Origin of the sequence: Rhodococcus sp. WWJCD1 (genome assembly GCF_002258735.1) — a bacterium.
In the GTDB taxonomy this organism is placed as follows: domain Bacteria; phylum Actinomycetota; class Actinomycetes; order Mycobacteriales; family Mycobacteriaceae; genus Rhodococcoides.
Window position 1 is genome coordinate 1 of the sequence record NZ_NOXY01000018.1, and the last position, 18801, is coordinate 18801.

Sequence of the window (18801 nt, forward strand, 5' to 3'; positions counted from 1 at the left end):
CGCCGTGGCGACGGTCTCGTGCCACCACAGGTCGCGTGGTGAAGTCCAGGCGACGTCGGAGTCGGTGCGCTTGACGACGAGGACGTGTTCGATCGATGCCGCTCCGTCGACTGCTTCGTCGACGGTGTCCTTGATGGGGGCAGGTTTGCCGCGTCGCCACTGACCGTCGGTGGTGATGACGAGCTTGGCTTCGGCGTCGTCGATGCGGGAGCGCAGCGCGGTGGCGGAGAAGCCGGCGAAGACGACCGAGTGCGTCAGGCCGAGGCGTGCGCAGGCGAGCATCGAGACGATGGCCTCGGGGATCATGGGCATGTAGATCGCAACACGGTCACCGGAGACGAGGCCGAGTTCGGTCAGGGTGTTGGCGGCCTGGCTGACCTCGGCGAGCAGGTCGGTGTAGGTGACGTCGCGGCTGTCGCCGGGTTCGCCTTCCCAGTGGATGGCGACCTGGTCGCCGTGGCCGTCGAGGACGTGGCGGTCGACGCAGTTGTAGGCGACGTTGAGCTCGCCGTCGGCGAACCACTTGGCGACTGGGGCGTCGGACCAGTCGAGCACTTCGGTGAACGGGGTGTGCCAGTGGAGCCGGCGGGCCTGCTCGGCCCAGAACCCGAGTCGATCCTTCTCCGCGGCGGCGTAGAGATCCGCCTGAGCGTTCGCCTGAGCCGTGAACTCGGCCGAGGGTGCGTAGGAAGCAACCGCGGTCTCGTCGGTTCCGGAGGTACTGGTCGTCATCTCGAATAGCTCTCTTTCGTCCGATGCTTTTCGCCCATGAAACGGCACTCAACAGCCGGTCTCGAGCCCCTAGTGAGGGTAGTCACATGTGATGGCGATCGCACCGTTGCAATCGCCTGCAACCCCCTGATCTGCGGTGATCGGTAGTTTCTGCACGATGGGCGGTCATCAGGGCGCTCGGGGAGTCGGCTCGGCAAGGCTGGAGTCCGCACTGTGAGAAATCGACTTGCTCAAACGTTTCGATCATGTTTCCGACTTACTCGCGGGTCAGCAAAATCTGGGGGAGTTCACATGTTCGTTTCAGGATGTGTCTAAAGTCCATCCCATCAGATCGTTGGAACGGCTCACATGCCGTGCCATGCGGTCGCCCACGAAACCCCCGGGCGTCGCGCCCGAGGAACTGAGCACGGATGACCCCGTGTTCACATCTGGATGGAGGATTTCCTTGCGTATCAAACGTGCCGCGGTAGTCACCACGGCTGTGCTGATGAGTGCGAGCCTGCTCGCCGCCTGTGGCGGTGGTGGCTCGAGCTCCGGCGGCAGCGCCGACGGGATCTACAGCATCTACATCGGCGAGCCCGAGAATCCGCTGGTTCCCGGCAACACCACCGAGAGCGAAGGCAGCCAGGTCCTCAAGGCACTTTTCACTCCGCTGGTCACGTTCAACGACGAAGACAACAGCGTCGAGTACAACGGCGTCGCCGAGTCCGTCGAGTCCGAGGACAACGTCACCTGGACCGTCAAGCTCAAGGACGGCTGGACCTTCCACGACGGCACGCCGGTCACCTCGGAGTCCTTCACCAAGGCGTGGAGCTACAACGCATTGAGCACCAACGCTTTCGGTGCTTCCTACTTCTTCGAGAACATCGAAGGCTACGCAGATCTGCAGGGCAGCGACACCGCCGCGCCCGCCGCGACCGAACTGAGCGGACTGAACGTCGTCGACGACACGACCTTCACCGTCAAGCTCAACGGACCGTTCGCGATCTTCCCGTTGACGCTCGGCTACACCGCGTTCGATCCGCTGCCGGAGGCGTTCTACGCCGACCCGACGGCATTCGGTGCGCGCCCGATCGGTAACGGCCCGTTCAAGGCCGACTCGGACTTCGTCCCCGGACAGGGCTTCACCGTCACCAAGTACGACGACTACGCAGGCGACAACGCGGCCAAGTCCGCAGGCGTCAACTTCAAGGTCTACACGGAGCTGAACACCGGCTACAACGATATCCAGGGCGGTGGACTCGACATCATGCTCGATCTGCCCGAGGATGCTTGGGCCACTGCGCGTGATCAGTTCGGTGATCGTTACGCCGACCGCGCTCGTCCCGATATCACCTCGCTTGGCTTCCCGACGTACGACCCGCGGTTCCAGAACCCGAACGTGCGCAAGGCATTCTCGATGGCCATCGATCGCCAGGCCATCGCGACGGCGATCTTCACCGACACCCGCACCCCCGCAGACTCCTTCGCCTCTCCCGTGGTCGAGGGCTACCGCGCGGACGCGTGTGGTGCTACCTGTGAGCTCAACGCCGACGAGGCCAACCGTCTGCTCGACGAGGCCGGCTTCGACCGCAGCCAGCCGGTCGACCTGTGGTTCAACGCCGGTGCAGGCCACGACTCGTGGATGACGGCCGTGGGCAACCAGATTCGCGAGAACCTGGGCGTCGACTACGCACTGCGCGGCGATCTGCAGTTCGCTCAGTACCTGCCGCTGCAGGACGCCAAGGGTATGACCGGCCCGTTCCGCTCGAGCTGGATCATGGACTACCCGTCGATCTACAACTTCCTGTCCCCGCTGTACTCGTCCGCGGCACTGCCGCCGGCCGGTAGCAACGCCACCTTCTTCAGTGACCCGGCATTCGATGCCGCATTGGCAGAGGGCAACAACGCCGAGGACATCGAAGCTGCGACGGCGGACTACCAGAAGGCAGAGGACATTCTGTTCCAGCAGATGCCCGCTACCCCGCTGTTCTACGGCCTGAATCAGGCAGTCTGGTCCGATCGCGTCTCCGACGTCAAGATCGACAACACCGGCGACATCGTCCTCGAGGACGTCGTAGTCAGCTAATAACGGACACCGGTGGGTGGCAACGGATGTGACTCCGTTGCCACCCATCGGTTCGTTTCGGCGGTGGGCTCTACGCCCGCCGAAGACCTGCGTAAGCGAGACCCGATTCGCAGGATCGCCGCATCCAAGGAGAAACCACAGTGGGTCGCTACATATCCCGCCGATTGCTGTTGACGATTCCCGTCCTGATCGGCTCCTCTTTTCTCATCTTCGCCATGGTGTACGCATTGCCCGGTGATCCCATCCGCGCCCTTGCCGGTGATCGCCCGCTCGCCCCTGCCGTCGTCGCGCAGCTGCGAGACGAGTACAACCTCGACGACAACCTGTTCGTCCAGTACTTCAAGTACATCGCCGGATTCTTCCAGGGCAACTTCGGCACCGACTTCTCCGGCCGCCCCGTGCTCGACACCATCGAGCGGGCCCTGCCCGTCACCATCAAGCTGACGATCGTCGCCGTGGTCTTCGAGACGGTCATGGGCATTGCAGCCGGTGTCCTGTCGGCCCTGAAGAAGGGGTCGTTCTTCGACAACCTCGTGCTCATTTCGACGACGTTGCTGGTCTCCGTCCCGGTCTTCGTGCTCGGCTTCATCGCGCAGTTCACGCTGGGGGTGAAACTGGGTGTCTTCCCGATCTCCGGTATCAACAACGGGTGGTCGAGCTACCTGCTCCCCGGCCTGGTGCTCGCGTCGCTGTCGATGGCCTACGTCGCCCGATTGACTCGCACGTCCGTGGCGGAGTCGATGGCGGCGGACTACATCCGCACCGCAAAATCCAAGGGAATCAGCAACCGCCGCATCATCGTTCGCCATGCGCTCCGTAATTCGCTGATTCCCGTCGTCACCTTCATCGGTGCCGACGTCGGCGGTCTGCTGGGCGGTGCGATCGTGACGGAAACGGTGTTCAACCTGCCGGGTCTCGGCCGCGCTATCTACGACGCACTGGCGCGTCAGGAAGGTGCCGTCGTCGTCGGCATCGTGACGCTCTTCGTGTTCTTCTACATCTTCTTCAACCTCGTGGTGGACGTTCTCTACGCGGTTCTCGATCCAAGGATTCGCTATGAATAAGGAAGATACGAACGCAGCTCACCACGCCGCGGACGAGGGCCAGCCAGGCAACGTCATCACCGGCGAGGCCGTGGATCTGGTCGGCCAGGCCAGCCTGTGGGGCAACGCGTGGAAGTTCTTGCGCAAGAGCCCCTTCTTCATCATCGGGTCGTTCCTGCTCGCTGTGCTCCTGGTGATGGCAGTGTTCCCGCAACTGTTCGCTCGGGGCATCGACCCACGGGTGTGCTCGCTGTCCGACTCGCGCCAGACCCCCAGCGCCGAACACTGGTTCGGCACCGACATTCAGGGGTGCGACTACTACGCCAACGTCATCTACGGTGCGCGGATCTCGCTGTCGATCGGCGTGCTGTCGGTCATCGGCGTGCTCATCGTCGGTGTGCTGATCGGTGCTCTCGCAGGCTATTTCGGCGGTTTCATCGACAGCATCCTGGCTCGGTTCACCGATGTGTTCTTCGGAATCCCGCTGCTGCTCGGTGCTCTCATTCTGTTGACCGTGACCGCACAGCGCACGATCTTCACCGTCTCGCTCGCTCTGATCGTGTTCGGCTGGATGACGGCGATGCGACTGGTCCGATCGAGTGTCATCGCGATCAAGAACAGCGAGTACGTCCAGGCCGCCCAGGCGCTCGGCGCGTCCACGTACCGAATTCTGGTGCGGCACATTCTGCCCAATGCCCTTGCGCCGGTGATCATCTACGCCACCATCTCGGTGGGTACGTTCATTGCGGCCGAGGCGACACTGACGTTCCTCGGAATCGGACTGCAAGCTCCCGAGATCTCGTGGGGCCTACAGATCAACCTCGGTCAGAACGTGTTCCTGACGGCACCGTACCTGGTGCTGTTCCCGGCCGCGTTCCTCTCCGTCACGGTGCTCGCGTTCATCATGCTCGGCGACGCACTCCGTGACGCACTCGATCCGAAACGGAACTGACATGAGTATCCAGAAGGACACGGTTCTGACCGTCACCGATCTGACGGTCGAGTTCGAGGTCGAGAAGGTATGGCGCAAGGCCGCCGATTCCGTCTCGTTCACCGTCGCGGCCGGTGAAGTACTGGCCATCGTCGGTGAGTCCGGATCCGGTAAGTCGACCACCGCCATGGCCATTCCCGGTCTGCTGGCTGACAATTCGCGCGTCTCGGGCAGTATCGTGCTCGGCGACAAAGAATTGGTCGGGCTGCCGGAGAAGCAGCTGGCTCCGATCCGCGGCAAGAACGTGGCGGTCATTTTCCAGGAGCCTATGACGGCGCTCAATCCGGTGTACTCCATCGGGTGGCAGATCACCGAGGCCATCCGCGCGCACACCTCGCTGTCGAAGAAGGAAGCGAAGGCGCGGGCCGTCGAGCTGCTGAAGCTCGTCGAGATGCCTGATCCGGAGACTCGGGTGGACTACTACCCGCACCAGCTCTCCGGTGGTCAGCGTCAGCGCGCCATGATCGCCCAGGCGCTGTCCTCGGATCCGTCGCTGCTGATCGCGGACGAGCCGACCACCGCATTGGACGTCACGGTGCAGGCCGAGATCCTCGACCTGATGCGCGACCTGCGGAACCGCATCGACGCGTCGATCGTCCTGATCACCCACGACATGGGTGTGGTGGCCGACATGGCCGACCGCATCGCGGTGATGAAGGACGGCGTCATCGTCGAAACCGATGCTGCACGAACAATTTTCAAGAACGCGTCGCATCCGTATACGCAGCAGTTGCTCGCCTCGGTTCCGCACCTCGGCAGCAGCATCGAGTCGGTGGCCGCGGGGACCATCGCCGAGCCGAGCGCCGTCGAGGACACCCGCGCACTGAGCATCGTCGACGGCGTCATCGACTACCCGGGCCGCACGGTCTTCCGGGCTGTCGACGGGGTCAGTCTCGATATCGAGATGGGTGAGGTGGTCGGTCTCGTCGGCGAGTCCGGCTCGGGCAAGTCCACGATCGGCAAGGCCGTGGTGGGCCTGAACAAGCTCACCGGCGGCTCGTTGTCCATTGCCGGCGTCGACATCACCAACATGTCGAACCGCGAACTGCGCGCGGTGCGCAGCAAGGTCGGCATCGTGTTCCAGGATCCGGGTTCGTCGCTGAACCCGCGCTGGCCGATCGGTCAGTCGATCGCCGAGCCGATGCTGTTGCACACCGAACTCGGCGCATCCGAGCGGAACAAGAAGGTCGAGGAGCTGCTCGACCAGGTGCACCTGTCGCGAACCATGCGCAATCGGTACCCCCACCAGTTGTCCGGTGGGCAGCGCCAACGAGTCGGTATCGCACGGGCGCTGGCCCTGGAGCCGACGCTGCTGGTGGCCGACGAACCGACGTCCGCGTTGGATGTGTCGGTGCAGGCGAAGGTGCTCGAGCTGTTCAAGGAACTGCAGCGTGAGTACGGTTTCGCGTGCTTGTTCATCAGTCACGACCTCGCTGTGGTGGAGGTGCTGGCCAAGCGCATCGCGGTGTTGAACAAGGGCAAGTTGGCCGAATTCGGTACGACGGACCAGATCCTGCGTCGTCCGACCAACGAGTACACCAAGCGGTTGCTCGCGGCCGTCCCGGTGCCGGACCCGGCCGAACAGGCCAAGCGTCGCCAGGCCCGCGCCGAGCTGTTGGCGGCAGGCGCAAAGTAGGGGTGAGGGGAGGGGGTACCGTCGTCTGTCGTGACGGACCCCCTCGCCCCGCTGCTGGAACTGCCCGGAGTTCTCGACTCTGCCGAACGTGCGCGCGACGCTCTGGGCGCAGTGCATCGACACAAGACCAACCGTCGCGGCTGGCCGGCCAACGCGGCCGAGGCTGCTGTGCGTGCAGCTCGGTCGTCGTCCTCGCTCGAGGGTGGTTCGATGGATTTTCCCCGCGAGGGTGAAGAAGGCGACCCCATCCTTGCCGGCGCACTCCGCGTCGCCGCCGCCCTGGACGGTGACGCTCTGCAGAACACACTGTCGACCTGGAAGCGCGCCCCGTTGCAGACCCTTGCTCGTCTGCACTTGTTGGCCGCGGCCGACCTCGTCGACGACGCCTCCGCCCTCGGTCGCCCTCGCGGCGATGCGGGAGTCGGCGAGCGACTCGATCTGCTCGCTCAGCTGGTGACCGGTGGCACCTCTGCACCCGCCCCGGTGATCGCGGCAGTGGTGCACGGTGAGTTGTTGACGCTCAAAGCTTTCGGATCTGCCGACGGCATCGTTGCGCGCGCTGCATCGAGACTGGTGGCAGCATCGTCGGGATTCGATCCACACAACCTCGGCGTGCCCGAGGTGAGCTGGATGCGTCGAGCGAACGCGTACCGAGACGGCGCATCGGGATTTGCCGAGGGCACCGCGACCGGCGTCGGCAGTTGGGTGATCCTGTGTTGTGGAGCTTTCGAAGCCGGTGCGGCAGAAGCGACTTCGATTGCCGAGGCTGCGCAGTAGTGAGCACGTAAAAGGGCGGCGATGCCGACTCGCGTCGACGTCGCCGCCCGTTAGCACGGAGCGCCTGGTTACCAAGCGTGCACAGGTGGGCTGTGATGGACTACCACGTGGCCTCGGCGAGGATCCGACAGTGATGAGGTCATCCCTGCAACCGGTGCAGGGTTCTTGCTGATCATTGGCGAATTTCGCAGGCCCACAGCGCTTCTGCCATTAGGTGGCAAGCTCCGCGTGGGTGCCGGTGTCCGTGCTGGGAATCCCGGTCGGGAGAGCGAATCTTCTCTTCCGATTCGTTCTTGGCCTTGCGTTCTTCCGTACGTCCTTTGTACCCCGTGACGCGCCTCACATCAAGGGTTTGTGCCTCATCGTTTTCTACGAAGCAGCCCGTAGGTGATCACACCTGCGGCAAGAGCGCTGAAACTTGCTGCGGCACTGACCGCTACGGTCTTTCCGGACGGGGTCTGGATGCGCGATCGCAGCGAGACCGGGTTGGAGAACGTGAGAATCGGCCATCCGTTGGAGGCGGCTTCCTTGCGCAGTGCGCGGTCGGGGTTGACGGCAGTCGGGTGCCCGACAGCGCGCAGCATCGGTACATCGGTGATCGAATCCGAATACGCGTAGCTCGAAGCCAGGTCGTAATCATGTTGCGCTGCCAGGGAGTTCATGGCGTCGACCTTGCCCTCGCCGTAGCAGTAGAAGTCGACCTCGCCGATGTACTTGCCGTCCACGGTCACCATCGTGGTCGCCATGCTGTGGTCGGCTCCCAGCAGTTCTGCGATGGGATGCACGATTTCGTCGCCGGACGCCGATACGATCACGACGTCGTGCCCTCTGAGCTTGTGGTCGGCGATGAGGTCGGCCGCCTCGGCGAACACGAGGGGATCGACGATGTTGTGCAGGGTTTCCGCAACGACTGCACGTACCTGTTCGACGTCCCACCCGGCCGTCATGCTCGCGATGTGGGCGCGCATGCGTTCCATCTGGTCGTGATCGGCCCCGGAGAGCAGGAACAGGAACTGCGCGTAGCTGCTTTTGAGCACTGCCCGCCGGTTGATCAGACCTTGGTCGAAGAACGGCCTGCTGAATGCCAGCGTGCTGGACTTCGCGATGATCGTTTTGTCGAGGTCGAAGAATGCCGCGACGCGCGCTGGGCGTCGGCCGGCGGGGGCGTCGTCGTTGCTCGCGCTCTGGGTCACGTTTGTCACCATAGTGGCAGGTGGTGACCGGAGGATGTCCTGTGGTGGCACTGGCGGACTCGGCCGAAGTTCGTCCAGAAAATCCGACAGTTGAACTTGCAAACAAGGACATCCACGGGTGTAGTATTTTCTATGAGCCCGGTTCATCCCGGGCGGTGTTCAGCCCGACCCCCCGGGGCTGAACCAGACGACCCTCGCCTCCTCCCCCCCTGGCGAGGGTCGTCCTCTTTTCAGGGGTAGGTCGAAAAGTGGTACAAAGGTACCGGTATTCATCCACAAGGCCGAATCTATCCACATTTCCCCAAGTCGCGCGCATCTCGAGCAGATTCTCACGCAGGCTTGGCTCATGAAAACGGACCGGTTACAGCACAGCGCACACTCGTCCGTCGCGATGTCGATCGAACTTCGCGGTCTGCGTGAGGACGTGTATCGAATTGCGGCGGCCGCGGATTGTGTTGTGGAAGAGCAGAACTTACTGGTCGGTATCGATTCGACACGGTCGATCTGGGATCACGCCGGGACAATTTTGATCGATTTCGCGTCCGCCGAGACCGCGCTGTCGATCGGATATTCGCGACGAGCGGGTGTCGTTCTCGTGACTGCTGCAACGCCGGCACTCGACGACTGGCGAACCGCCACCGCGCTCGGTGCCGAACAGGTGATCTCGCTGCCCTCGGACGAGGATGCATTGGTGCGCCTGCTGGGCGAACCGGCGTCCGCACCGACAGGAGACGGTGGCGTCATCGCCGTGGTCGGCGCGCGGGGTGGAGCAGGATCGTCGACGCTCGCCGCTGCGCTCGGTCTGAGTGGTAGCAGCGCGGGTCGGCGTGCATTGCTCGTGGAGGGCGACCGGTACGGCAGTGGACTCGATCTGTTGCTCGGCTGGGAGAACACGCCCGGTCTGCGGTGGTCCGGGTTGGTCGTCGAAGGTGGTCGAGTATCCGCCGACGCCTTGCACGGTGCACTGCCCTCCCGGGACGGGCTGTCCGTGTTGGCCCTCGGCAGATCCGAGAGCCGGAGCCTCGGGCTGACTGCCGTCGCTGTGACGGCTGTGCTCGACGCAGGACGCGCAGCGGGCGATCTGGTGGTGTGCGATGTCCCGCGTCATCCCGGCGACACCTCCGACGCTCTGTACGCCGCCGCGGACCTGGTGGTTCTGGTGCTGCCGGCCGAGCTGCGCGCCGTCACGTCCGCAGAAGCGATTGCAGCGCACGTAGCAGATCGAAATGCCAACGTCGGCATTGTCGTTCGAGGACCTGCGCCGGGCGGGCTGCGGGCCGATGATATTGCCGTTGCCCTCGATCTACCGCTGTTGACGTCGATGCGCGCCGAGCCGGGATTGGCCGAACGACTCGAGCGGGGCGGCCTCGTTCTCGGCCGGCGTTCTCCCTTGGCGGCAGCGGCGAGCGGCGTGCTGGAGACCTTCGCGCAGAAGCCCGGCGCACGGCGGTGGGCGGCATGAGTGCCGTCGTCACTGCGGATCTGTTGGACCGCGTCCGTGATCGCCTTGCGGTATCTGCCGCCGCTCCCGTTCCGGCGACCGTGGCCGCGGCCATCCGAGCCGAGGCAGGCGGTGTCATCGGTGACACGGATATGCTTGCGGCGCTGCGGGTTCTGCAGACCGAGCTGACCGGAGCGGGCCCGCTCGAGCCGCTGCTGTCCGAGCCGGGAGTGACCGACGTGCTGGTCACCGCACCGGATCAGGTTTGGATCGATCGTGGGCGCGGACTCGAACGCACCGAGATTCGCTTCGCCGACGAAGCGGCCGTGCGTCGGCTGGCGCAGCGGCTCGCACTGTCGGCAGGTCGGCGATTGGACGACGCGCAACCCTGGGTCGACGGTCGGCTGCCCGGAGTGGGTCGGGACGTGTTCGGGGTCCGGCTGCACGCTGTGCTGGCACCGGTGGCGAGTGGGGGAACGTGTGTGTCGCTTCGGGTTCTGCGACCCGCGACGCAGGGACTCGCAGCGCTGCGTGCATCGGGCGCCGTGACCGACGCCGGCTACGAGCTGCTGCGTCGAATCGTGTTCGGACGCTTGGCCTTCTTGGTCGTCGGTGGTACCGGCGCCGGAAAGACCACACTCCTTGCCGCGCTGTTGGGCGAGGTGGATCCGGCCGAACGGATCGTCTGCGTGGAGGACGCGGCCGAGTTGGCACCGGCACATCCGCACGTGGTGCGTCTGGTTGCCCGCGCGCCCAATGTCGAAGGGGTGGGGGAGGTATCGGTGCGACAGCTGGTGCGTCAAGCACTGCGGATGCGCCCCGATCGGCTGGTCGTCGGTGAGGTACGCGGTGCCGAGGTCATCGACCTGATGACGGCTCTCAACACCGGGCACGACGGCGGAGCCGGAACGATCCATGCGAACTCTCCCGCCGAAGTGCCGGCGCGTCTCGAAGCCCTTGCAGCGCTGGGCGGAATGGGACGCGATGCGCTGCACAGTCAGCTTGCCGCGGCCGTTCAGGTGGTGCTACACGTTCATCGCAGCGCGGACGGTACGCGACGGTTGCGGGAGATCGGGGTGGTCGACGTCGATCCGACCGGACGGGTGCACATCGTGCCGGCCTGGTCTGTGGACAGCGACGCACTGCCGGGTGAGAGACGACTGGTCGAACTGCTGGACCGACGCTGCGGCGATGCCCGATGACGGCCGTACTGGTGCTCTTCGCAGTCGCAGTTCTGTTGTGGCCGAACAGTTCCAGGGGACTGGCGCGAGGGAAGCGCAGGGTATCGACGGTGCCGCAATGGCTGGTGCCGAGCTGCGCTGCGCTGGTTGCGGTTGTCGCGGTGTGGTGGCTCGGCGGCGTCTGGGCCGTGGGCGCAGCGGCGGTGGCGGGAGGTACCGGGTGGAGTCGCTACAGGCGGCGGCTGGAGCGCGATCGGCGTGCGATCGAATTGCAGTGGTTGGCAACCGGAGTCGAGGTCATCGTCGGCGAGCTTCGCGTGGGATCCCACCCCGCCACGGCCAGTGCGGTGGCGGCCGACGAATGCGGCGGAATTGCCTCGGCTGCGTTGCGCGGTGCGGCATCGCGGTCCAGGCTCGGCGGCAGGGCTGCCGACGGTATTGCCGCGTCCGATTCGCTGCTGGACGCCGAGCTCGGCCGGCTGGCCGCAGCGTGGCACGTGGCCGACGAGCATGGGCTCGCGCTCGCTGAACTTCTGGACGCTGTTCGCGACGACATGCTGGGACGCAGACGGTTTCGCGAAAGAACCGAGGCGTCGCTGGCCGGTGCGCGGGCTACCGCGCTGGTGCTGGCAGGCCTGCCGATCCTCGGTGTTGCGCTCGGCCAGTTGATGGGTGCGAATCCGCTGCAGATTCTGCTCGGCGGTGGGGTGGGCGGCATTCTGCTGTGTATCGGAACGGCACTCGGCTGCGCGGGCCTGCTGTGGACCGACGCGATCACCGGCAAGGTGACCACATGATGTGGGCTGCAGTCCTCTGCCTGGCAACGGCGTTGGTCGCTGTCCCTTCGGTCGGCGGCGGACTACGCAGACATGCAGCCGAGCGCCGCGCCGAGACCGACACCGTCGATGTTTCGAGACCCGACCCACTCGCGGTGGCAACGACATTCGACCTGCTCGCCGCGTGCTTGCGATCGGGCCTTCCGATCGCAACGGCCGCTACGGCGGCAGCGCAGTCCGCTCCCGCCTCGTTCGGGATCGCGTTGCGCAAAGCTGCCGATCTGCTCGAACTCGGGGCCGATGCCGAGACCGCATGGGACGCCATCGCTCACGATCCGGAAACCGAGGCGTTGGCGCGAATGGCACGCCGATCTGCACGGGCGGGCTCGTCCATGGCGTCGGCGATGACGGAACTGGCTGCGACACAACGAACTCGCGCCGAGGACGCGTCGGCCGCTGCGGCCGAACGCGCGGGCGTGCTGATCAGCGGGCCGCTGGGTCTGTGCTTTCTGCCTGCCTTCATCTGTCTCGGGATCATCCCCGTGGTGATCGGACTGGCGGGCAACGTACTGGGTGGCGGTCTGCTGTGACCGCCGCGCCGACAATCTTCCGTTGCGGAACTGCCGCGTCGGAGAACAGGGAGGGGAATCGAGATGATCGAGAACGCATTGCAGGAGTTGAAGACTCGAATCGTGCTGTTCGGTGTGGAGGACGATGGCATGTCGACCGCGGAGTACGCGATCGGCACCATTGCCGCCGCGGCGTTCGGGGCGGTGCTCTACACGGTGGTGACGGGGGACAGCATCGTGTCGGCGTTGACGGGAATCATCGATCGAGCGTTGAACACTGCCGTCTGATCGCGACCGATGATAACGGTGCCGTGACGGTGGAGGCGGCGTTCGCGATCGCGTCCATCGTCGCGGTGATCGTGGTGTGCATCGGGGCGATCGTGTCGGTGACGATGCACATCGGCTGCGTCGATGCGGCCAGAGAGGCGGCTCGATTGGCGGCCAGAGGTGATGGGGCCCGGGCTGTGTCGGTGGGGGAGAGGGTTGCGCCGGAGGGGGCGCGCATCACGGTGACCGAGGATGGCGAGTTCTTCGTCGCGCGGGTGGAGGTGGAGAGTCCGCTGCCGGGACTGACGTTGTCGGCCGAGGCGGTTGCTGCTGCGGAACCGGTTGCAGTGGAATGAGAACGGGCCTGCGTGACGACCAGGGTGGCGCGACGGTGCTGGCGGCGCTCGCAATGTCAGCGTTGATTGCGGTCGTGGTGATGGTGATGCACGTCGGCTCGGCGGTGGGTGCTCGTCATCAGGCGCAGTCGGCGGCCGATCTCGCTGCGTTGGCGGGTGCGGGCGCACTGGATCGTGGGGTGGCCGACGCTTGCGAGTCGGCGCGATCAGTGGCGAGCAGGATGTCGACCGATTTGCGGAAGTGCACGATCGAGGAGTGGGACGTGATCGTGACGGTGGGGCAGCCGGTGTTCCTCGGGCGCTTCGGAATGTCCGACGCCATCGCCTCGGCGCGGGCGGGTCCGGGGTGACGGCTCGCCCGTCCGCCTGCTCGACTGCCCTAATCCGCAAACGCGCGCGCGTTTGCCAGGTGCGAGCGGAATCGCCTCGTCTGGCCAGCGATTTCGCGAGCGTTCAGCGAATGCGCGCGCGTTTGCCTCGAACCCCGGCCTCGACGTTCCGCCTGCAGCGTTCAGCGTGGCGTCACTGTGCGGGCCCCGGACTGCAGCGGGGCGAGCCGGGTGAGCTGGGTGACGTGCTCCGGGGTCAGCTCTGCAAGCGAATTGACCTGCAGCAGTTGCATGGTACGCACGATTTCTTCGCGCAGGATGTCGATCATGCGGTCGACGCCCTCGCGACCTCCTGCCATCAGGCCGTAGAGGTACGCCCGGCCGACGAGCGTGAACGACGCACCCATCGCGATGGAGGCGACGATATCGGCACCGTGCATGATGCCCGTGTCGACGGCTACTTCGAAGTCGGAGCCGACTTCCCGGACGACCTGAGGCAGCAGGTGGAACGGAACGGGAGCGCGATCGAGTTGTCGACCTCCGTGGTTGGACAGAATGATGCCGTCGACTCCCAGTTCGGCAAGACGTACCGAATCTGCCACCGATTGAACACCTTTGACGACCAGCTTGCCGGGCCAGATCTCCCGGATGACGTCGAGATCCTCGAACGAGATGGACGGATCCATCGCTGAGTTGACCAGCTCTCCGACCGTGCCGCCGGTAGAAGACAGTGACGCGAATTCGAGCTTGGCCGTGGTGAGGAAGTCCCACCACCACCACGGACGTGGAATGGCGTTGGCGATCGTCGACGCGGTCAACTGCGGCGGGATGGAGAACCCGTTGCGCTTGTCACGCAGTCGAGCTCCGGCGACCGGTGTGTCGACCGTGAACAGGAGTGTGTCGAAGCCTGCCTTCGCGGCGCGTTCGACCAGCCCGAACGAGATGTCGCGGTTGCGCATGACGTAGAGCTGGAACCAGTTTCGCCCATTCGGGTTGGTGGCCTTGACGTCCTCTATCGACGTGGTGCCCAGGGTCGAGAGGCAGAACGGAATTCCCGCAGCTCCGGCTGCGGCAGAGCCGGCGTATTCGCCCTCGGTCTGCATGAGTCGAGTGAAGCCCGTCGGGGCGATGCCGAACGGAAGCGCAGACGGCCCGCCGAACACCGTCGTCGAGGTGTCGACGTGGGAGACGTCGCGCAGGATCGAGGGATGGAACTCGACGTCGCGGAAGGCCTGACGAGCTCTCGACAGCGAGATCTCGGCGTCGGCGGCACCGTCGGTGTAGTCGAATGCCGCGCGCGGGGTGCGTCGACGGGCGATGGTGCGGAGATCGTCGATGGTGAGTGCGGCGTTCAGGCGTCGTCGACGCAAATTCAGATCGGGCTTCTTGAACGATAAGAGGTCACGGAGATCGGAGGGGTTGGGTATCTGCCGGGTGATGGGCATGTGACGGTCTCGATTCTGTGGGCTGATCCTCTCCCCACCACACCACCCGAGGTGTTGGCAACGACGAGCAGGGTGGCGTGCCCGTGCCGCGGCCCGTCAGCTCCGCATCAGCTTGTGCAGCGCATCGGCGATGTCGGGATCGGTGTATCCACCGGTCCGGGCCACGAAAGTCGTTCGGGTGACTGCCAGTACGTCGCCTCGCTGATCGGTGAGGGTGTTACTGGTGACCATCACGTCGCTTCCCGAGGATTGCCGAAACGATTCCAAACACAGGTCGGAGCTGACGCGGTCGCCGACCTGCATCGGTCGGCGGATCAGGATTTGTTGATCTGTGTGCAGAACGTCGCTGACGGAATAGCCGATCAGCAGGTGGGCGAACAGTTCGGGCAGCAATCGGGTGCCGATGACGCTGACGAAGGTGACCGGAGCGATCAACGTGGCGTAGCCGAGCGCAGCGGCCGCGATTTCGAGGCGATGGGCGGGATGGTCGTCGTGGACGGAACGGGCGAATTCGCGAATTTGTTCGCGACCGACCTCGTAATCGTGCGGTGGGAGGTAGTGGTACCCCACTTTTTCGACAATGGCCGGAACAGTCACTTGGTCGATCACCGTCATGTCGAACCTCCAGAGGCTCCGAGCCTGTGCCGAGTCACCAGAATTGGAACAGCCTCAGAACTGACACGCCGTCAGAGTTGCGCATATTTGCGATCGATCACAGTCGAGTCGACGGTGTGCTGGAGATTCGCCAGGGCTCCTCTTGTTGCCGGGTGCGGATGACAGCGCGCGTCGCCTCCAGACCTCTGACAAATGCGCGCGCGTTTGCCAGAGGCGCGCGGAATCGCTCCGTTCTGGCCGCAACTTTGCGCGCGTTCAGCGAATGCGCGCGCGTTTGCGGGCGAACCCCGCACTCCGAACCCCGCACTCACACCGAAGCGCTCGGGACCCAAGCCGGGTCAACCCTCTCGAGTGATGGCCGCCAAGACCGCGGTCAACACTCGAACAGCACCGTCTTTGTCCAGTGGATCGTTGCCGTTTCCGCATTTGGGGGATTGCACGCAGGATGGGCAGCCGGTCTGGCATTCGCAGGAGACGATGGCGTCTTTCGTAGCCGCGAGCCAATCGGCGATGGCCACGTGACCGCGGTCTGCGAATCCGGCTCCGCCGTCGTATCCGTCGTAGACGAAGACCGTCGGCAGCCCGGTGTCGGGGTGTAGAGCCGTCGACACTCCGCCGATGTCCCATCGATCGCACGTTGCGACCAAGGGCAGCAATCCGATGGCGGCGTGTTCGGCTGCGTGCAGAGATCCGGGGAATCGTTCGTACGGAACCCCGCTGTGCTCCAACAACTCCGGGGTGATGGTGTACATGACGGCTCGGGTGTCGAGGGTCTGTGCAGGCATATCGAGTTCGATGGAATCGAGAACCTCGCCCGAGAGCAGGCGTCGGAGATATCCGACGACCTGATGGGTGACGTTCACCTGCACCAGCGCGACGCGCACCTCGCCGTAGTCGACGGATTCGTGCACCGCAGTGATCGAGATGTCGGTGATCTCGCGGGCCGAGGTGTTCCATTCGGGTTGCTCCGCGTGCACCAACGCCAGGCCGGCGTCGAGATCGAGTTCGTCGACCACGAACGACTCGCCCTGGTGGATGTGGACGGCACCGGGATGTGCAGTGGCGGGCGCTCGTCCGCCGTCGACCGTACCGAGCATGCGGCCGGACTCACCGTCGACAATGGCGACCTGCACACCGGTGCCGCCGCGGATGTTCACCGCACCGTGCGGCGAGAGTTGCTGGCCCTCGGGCGTGATGAACCATCCGTGCGGCCGCTTGCGCACGTAGCCCTTCAGCTCGAGCTCTTCGAGCACCGATTCCGCGCTCAGTTCCTCGGCCTCGGGCAGGGTGATCGGCAGTTCGACTGCAGCGCAAAGCAATTGCGGAGCCAGAATGTACGGGTTCGTGGGGTCGGTGACGGTGGCCTCGACGGGCTTGTCCAGCAGGGCCGCCGGGTGATGCACCAGATACGTGTCGAGTGGATCGTCGCGCGCCACGAGCACCAGCAGCGATCCTTCTCCGCGACGTCCGGCGCGGCCGCCCTGCTGCCAGAACGACGCGACGGTGCCGGGGAAGCCGGCGACGATCACCGCGTCCAAACCGGCGATGTCGACGCCCAATTCGAGTGCGTTGGTGGTGGCGACGCCCAACAACGTGCCGTCGGACAGATCCGATTCGAGTTTTCGCCGGTCCTCCGCCAAATACCCTGCGCGATAGGCGGCGACGCGTCGCACCAATTGCGGGTCGACGTCGGCGAGAATCCTCTGAGCGCCCAGTGCGGTGACCTCGGCTCCGCGCCTGGAGCGTACGAATGCCAGCGTACGGGCACCTTCCACCAACAGATCGGCCATGATGCGCGACGCCTCCGCGCCTGCGGATTTCCTTACCGGAGCACCGTTTTCGCCGGTGATCTCTTTCAGCAGCGGTGGTTCCCACAGTGCGACGGTGCGGGCTCCGTGCGGGGAGCCGTCCTCGGTGACCTCTTCGCACGGCGCTCCGATGAGGCGGCTCGCAGCCCGCCCTGGCTCGGACGTGGTGGCGCTGGCGAGCACGAACACCGGGGATGCACCGTAGCGAGCGCAGAGGCGTCGTAGCCTGCGGAGCACCAACGCGACGTTGGATCCGAAAACGCCGCGGTAGTAGTGACATTCGTCGACAACCACATAACGAAGATTGCGGAGAAACCGAGACCAGCGCTCGTGCGAACCGAGAATGCCCAGGTGCAGCATGTCGGGGTTGGTGAAGATCCACCGCGCATTGGTGCGTGCCCACTGGCGAATCTCGATCGGAGTGTCACCGTCGTAGGCGCTGGGGAACACCTCTGCGAGTTCGCCTGACAGTTCCCGCAACTCGTCGGTGATCGAGATGGTGGTGCGTAGCTGATCGGCACCGAGGGCCTTGGTGGGAGCCAGGTACAGCGCCGTCGCCCGAGCGTCGGCAGACAGCGTCGTCAGAATGGGAAGTTGATACGCCAACGATTTGCCCGACGCGGTGCTCGTCGAGAGCACCACGTGATTGCCCTCGGCGGCGAGCGTTGCCGCACGTGCCTGATGCGTCCACGGTTGTGCGATCCCACGAGAGGTGATCACCTGCACCACTTCCGGGCCCACCCACGACGGCCAGGAGGCGAACTGCGAGGCCCGTGCCGGCAGTTCGGCGACGTGGGTCAGCGGGCTCTCGTTCGCGGGCGAACCCGCCTGTACCCGATCCAACAAACGCTGCCCGTAGCTCGCGCCATCCGCACCGTCCAGCGGATGCTTCTCGCTCACTGCCAGTCTCCATGCATTCGTTCGATCTACAAGCGCCGTCGGGCTCTTCGCGACCTGGGATCCCCATGCTATCGCGGGCCATCGACGGCTCGTTCGTGCCCTGGTGGGAGCCGCAATTCATCCGTCTCGTGTTGTGCGTTTCCACAAGTCTCGTGTTGTGCGTTTCCACAACATGGGCAAATTGTTCGAAAAGGGTCGGTTTTCGACTGTTGCGAACGTGGAGTTCATGGTTCACTTGACGCGGTCGCAGCTTCTGTGTTCGTTCTACGCTTCGCAGGATCTCATGTTGCGGGCGCGGTACTGGGAGAGCTCGTCCATCAGGGGGAATCCTGAGGGGGATTCGTACAAGTGCAGCGGTCGGAACCGGCCCGATGGATCGAAAGTGCGCTCCATCGAATCCGGTGTTAGAAAGAGAAGGAAAAGCATGGCACAGGGAACTGTGAAGTGGTTCAACGCCGAAAAGGGCTTTGGATTCATCGCACCAGAAGACGGCTCCGCTGACGTTTTCGTCCACTACTCCGAGATTCAGGGCAGCGGTTTCCGCACCCTCGAGGAGAACCAGCGCGTGGAGTTCGAGGTCGGCCAGGGCACCAAGGGTCCTCAGGCAACGGGCGTTCGCGCAGTCTGATCCGAGTCGAGAACTGTCATCCCCCTTTCGCGGTGGGCTCCGGTGG

Annotated in this window: 18 protein-coding genes; 13 read left to right on the forward strand and 5 right to left on the reverse strand. The window is 64.7% G+C overall.

The genetic code is table 11. The features are described from left to right. On the reverse strand, positions 1-732 hold a 732-nt coding region (locus CH286_RS11895; protein ID WP_141215838.1), incomplete at its 3' end, for an AMP-binding protein. Between the two features lie 445 nt (positions 733-1177). On the opposite strand from CH286_RS11895, the gene CH286_RS11900 reads away from it, so the two are divergent. The 5 genes from CH286_RS11900 to CH286_RS11920 all read left to right on the forward strand — a co-directional run bounded on the left by CH286_RS11900 (position 1178) and on the right by CH286_RS11920 (position 7247). Further along, complete coding sequence (locus CH286_RS11900) at positions 1178-2800, forward strand: peptide ABC transporter substrate-binding protein (RefSeq protein WP_032380685.1); 1623 nt, start codon at positions 1178-1180, stop codon at positions 2798-2800. A gap of 140 nt (positions 2801-2940) precedes the next feature. Beyond that, positions 2941-3864 carry an ABC transporter permease gene (locus tag CH286_RS11905; protein WP_032380042.1) on the forward strand — a complete coding sequence of 308 codons (924 nt, stop codon included), beginning with the start codon at positions 2941-2943 and terminating at the stop codon, positions 3862-3864. Next, positions 3857-4795, forward strand: a complete 939-nt coding sequence (locus CH286_RS11910; protein ID WP_094609308.1) for an ABC transporter permease — start codon at positions 3857-3859, stop codon at positions 4793-4795. The genes CH286_RS11905 and CH286_RS11910 overlap by 8 nt, the downstream gene beginning before the upstream one ends. Before the next feature lies 1 nt (position 4796). Further along, positions 4797-6470, forward strand: a complete 1674-nt coding sequence (locus CH286_RS11915; RefSeq protein WP_032380043.1) for an ABC transporter ATP-binding protein — start codon at positions 4797-4799, stop codon at positions 6468-6470. A 30-nt stretch (positions 6471-6500) separates the two neighbouring features. Next, positions 6501-7247 (forward strand): oxidoreductase, encoded by a 747-nt coding sequence (locus tag CH286_RS11920; protein ID WP_094609309.1) that lies wholly within the window; start codon positions 6501-6503, stop codon positions 7245-7247. Between the two features lie 359 nt (positions 7248-7606). On the opposite strand, the gene CH286_RS11925 is transcribed toward CH286_RS11920, so the two are convergent. Further along, positions 7607-8452 carry an HAD family hydrolase gene (locus CH286_RS11925; RefSeq protein WP_230592590.1) on the reverse strand — a complete coding sequence of 282 codons (846 nt, stop codon included), beginning with the start codon at positions 8450-8452 and terminating at the stop codon, positions 7607-7609. Positions 8453-8786: 334 nt separating this feature from the next. Here CH286_RS11925 and ssd point away from each other — a divergent pair, with 334 nt between their 5' ends. From ssd to CH286_RS11960, 7 genes are all read left to right on the forward strand, one after another. After that, positions 8787-9902: a septum site-determining protein Ssd gene (gene ssd / locus CH286_RS11930; RefSeq protein WP_176458216.1), complete on the forward strand. Its 1116-nt coding sequence runs from the start codon at positions 8787-8789 to the stop codon at positions 9900-9902. Continuing rightward, positions 9899-11083, forward strand: coding sequence for a TadA family conjugal transfer-associated ATPase (locus CH286_RS11935; protein WP_094609331.1), 1185 nt, complete (start codon positions 9899-9901; stop codon positions 11081-11083). The genes ssd and CH286_RS11935 overlap by 4 nt, the downstream gene beginning before the upstream one ends. Beyond that, positions 11080-11859: a type II secretion system F family protein gene (locus tag CH286_RS11940; protein ID WP_037149928.1), complete on the forward strand. Its 780-nt coding sequence runs from the start codon at positions 11080-11082 to the stop codon at positions 11857-11859. Before CH286_RS11935 ends, CH286_RS11940 begins: the two co-directional genes overlap by 4 nt. Beyond that, complete coding sequence (locus CH286_RS11945; RefSeq protein WP_094609310.1) at positions 11856-12428, forward strand: type II secretion system F family protein; 573 nt, start codon at positions 11856-11858, stop codon at positions 12426-12428. Before CH286_RS11940 ends, CH286_RS11945 begins: the two co-directional genes overlap by 4 nt. Positions 12429-12491: 63 nt before the next feature. Continuing rightward, on the forward strand, positions 12492-12695 hold the full coding sequence (locus CH286_RS11950) for a DUF4244 domain-containing protein (RefSeq protein ID WP_032380048.1): 204 nt from the start codon (positions 12492-12494) through the stop codon (positions 12693-12695). 23 nt (positions 12696-12718) lie between these two features. Continuing rightward, complete coding sequence (locus CH286_RS11955) at positions 12719-13030, forward strand: TadE family type IV pilus minor pilin (RefSeq protein WP_094609311.1); 312 nt, start codon at positions 12719-12721, stop codon at positions 13028-13030. After that, positions 13027-13380 (forward strand): Rv3654c family TadE-like protein, encoded by a 354-nt coding sequence (locus tag CH286_RS11960; RefSeq protein ID WP_094609312.1) that lies wholly within the window; start codon positions 13027-13029, stop codon positions 13378-13380. Before CH286_RS11955 ends, CH286_RS11960 begins: the two co-directional genes overlap by 4 nt. 161 nt (positions 13381-13541) lie before the next feature. Here the strand turns inward: CH286_RS11960 and CH286_RS11965 are convergent, their stop codons facing one another. The 3 genes from CH286_RS11965 to CH286_RS11975 all read right to left on the reverse strand — a co-directional run bounded on the left by CH286_RS11965 (position 13542) and on the right by CH286_RS11975 (position 18127). After that, a complete protein-coding gene (locus CH286_RS11965) occupies positions 13542-14804 on the reverse strand; it encodes an alpha-hydroxy acid oxidase (protein ID WP_094609313.1) in 1263 nt (420 codons plus the stop codon). A gap of 96 nt (positions 14805-14900) precedes the next feature. Then, positions 14901-15419, reverse strand: coding sequence for an FAS1-like dehydratase domain-containing protein (locus CH286_RS11970; protein WP_094609314.1), 519 nt, complete (start codon positions 15417-15419; stop codon positions 14901-14903). Between the two features lie 338 nt (positions 15420-15757). Continuing rightward, positions 15758-18127: a DEAD/DEAH box helicase gene (locus CH286_RS11975; protein WP_176458217.1), complete on the reverse strand. Its 2370-nt coding sequence runs from the start codon at positions 18125-18127 to the stop codon at positions 15758-15760. A gap of 424 nt (positions 18128-18551) precedes the next feature. Here CH286_RS11975 and CH286_RS11980 point away from each other — a divergent pair, with 424 nt between their 5' ends. Further along, complete coding sequence (locus tag CH286_RS11980) at positions 18552-18755, forward strand: cold-shock protein (protein ID WP_005248460.1); 204 nt, start codon at positions 18552-18554, stop codon at positions 18753-18755. Positions 18756-18801 lie beyond the last annotated feature (46 nt).

What these genes read in the sequence shown, in the direction of transcription:
- CH286_RS11935 (WP_094609331.1), top strand. Translation starts at nt 9,899, where the DNA reads ATGAGTGCCGTCGTCACTGCGGATCTGTTGGACCGCGTCCGTGATCGC.
- CH286_RS11925 (WP_230592590.1), bottom strand. Translation starts at nt 8,452, where the DNA reads ATGGTGACAAACGTGACCCAGAGCGCGAGCAACGACGACGCCCCCGCC.
- CH286_RS11915 (WP_032380043.1), top strand. Translation starts at nt 4,797, where the DNA reads ATGAGTATCCAGAAGGACACGGTTCTGACCGTCACCGATCTGACGGTC.
- ssd (WP_176458216.1), top strand. Translation starts at nt 8,787, where the DNA reads ATGAAAACGGACCGGTTACAGCACAGCGCACACTCGTCCGTCGCGATG.
- CH286_RS11960 (WP_094609312.1), top strand. Translation starts at nt 13,027, where the DNA reads ATGAGAACGGGCCTGCGTGACGACCAGGGTGGCGCGACGGTGCTGGCG.
- CH286_RS11980 (WP_005248460.1), top strand. Translation starts at nt 18,552, where the DNA reads ATGGCACAGGGAACTGTGAAGTGGTTCAACGCCGAAAAGGGCTTTGGA.
- CH286_RS11965 (WP_094609313.1), bottom strand. Translation starts at nt 14,804, where the DNA reads ATGCCCATCACCCGGCAGATACCCAACCCCTCCGATCTCCGTGACCTC.
- CH286_RS11950 (WP_032380048.1), top strand. Translation starts at nt 12,492, where the DNA reads ATGATCGAGAACGCATTGCAGGAGTTGAAGACTCGAATCGTGCTGTTC.
- CH286_RS11945 (WP_094609310.1), top strand. Translation starts at nt 11,856, where the DNA reads ATGATGTGGGCTGCAGTCCTCTGCCTGGCAACGGCGTTGGTCGCTGTC.
- CH286_RS11910 (WP_094609308.1), top strand. Translation starts at nt 3,857, where the DNA reads ATGAATAAGGAAGATACGAACGCAGCTCACCACGCCGCGGACGAGGGC.
- CH286_RS11970 (WP_094609314.1), bottom strand. Translation starts at nt 15,419, where the DNA reads ATGACGGTGATCGACCAAGTGACTGTTCCGGCCATTGTCGAAAAAGTG.
- CH286_RS11940 (WP_037149928.1), top strand. Translation starts at nt 11,080, where the DNA reads ATGACGGCCGTACTGGTGCTCTTCGCAGTCGCAGTTCTGTTGTGGCCG.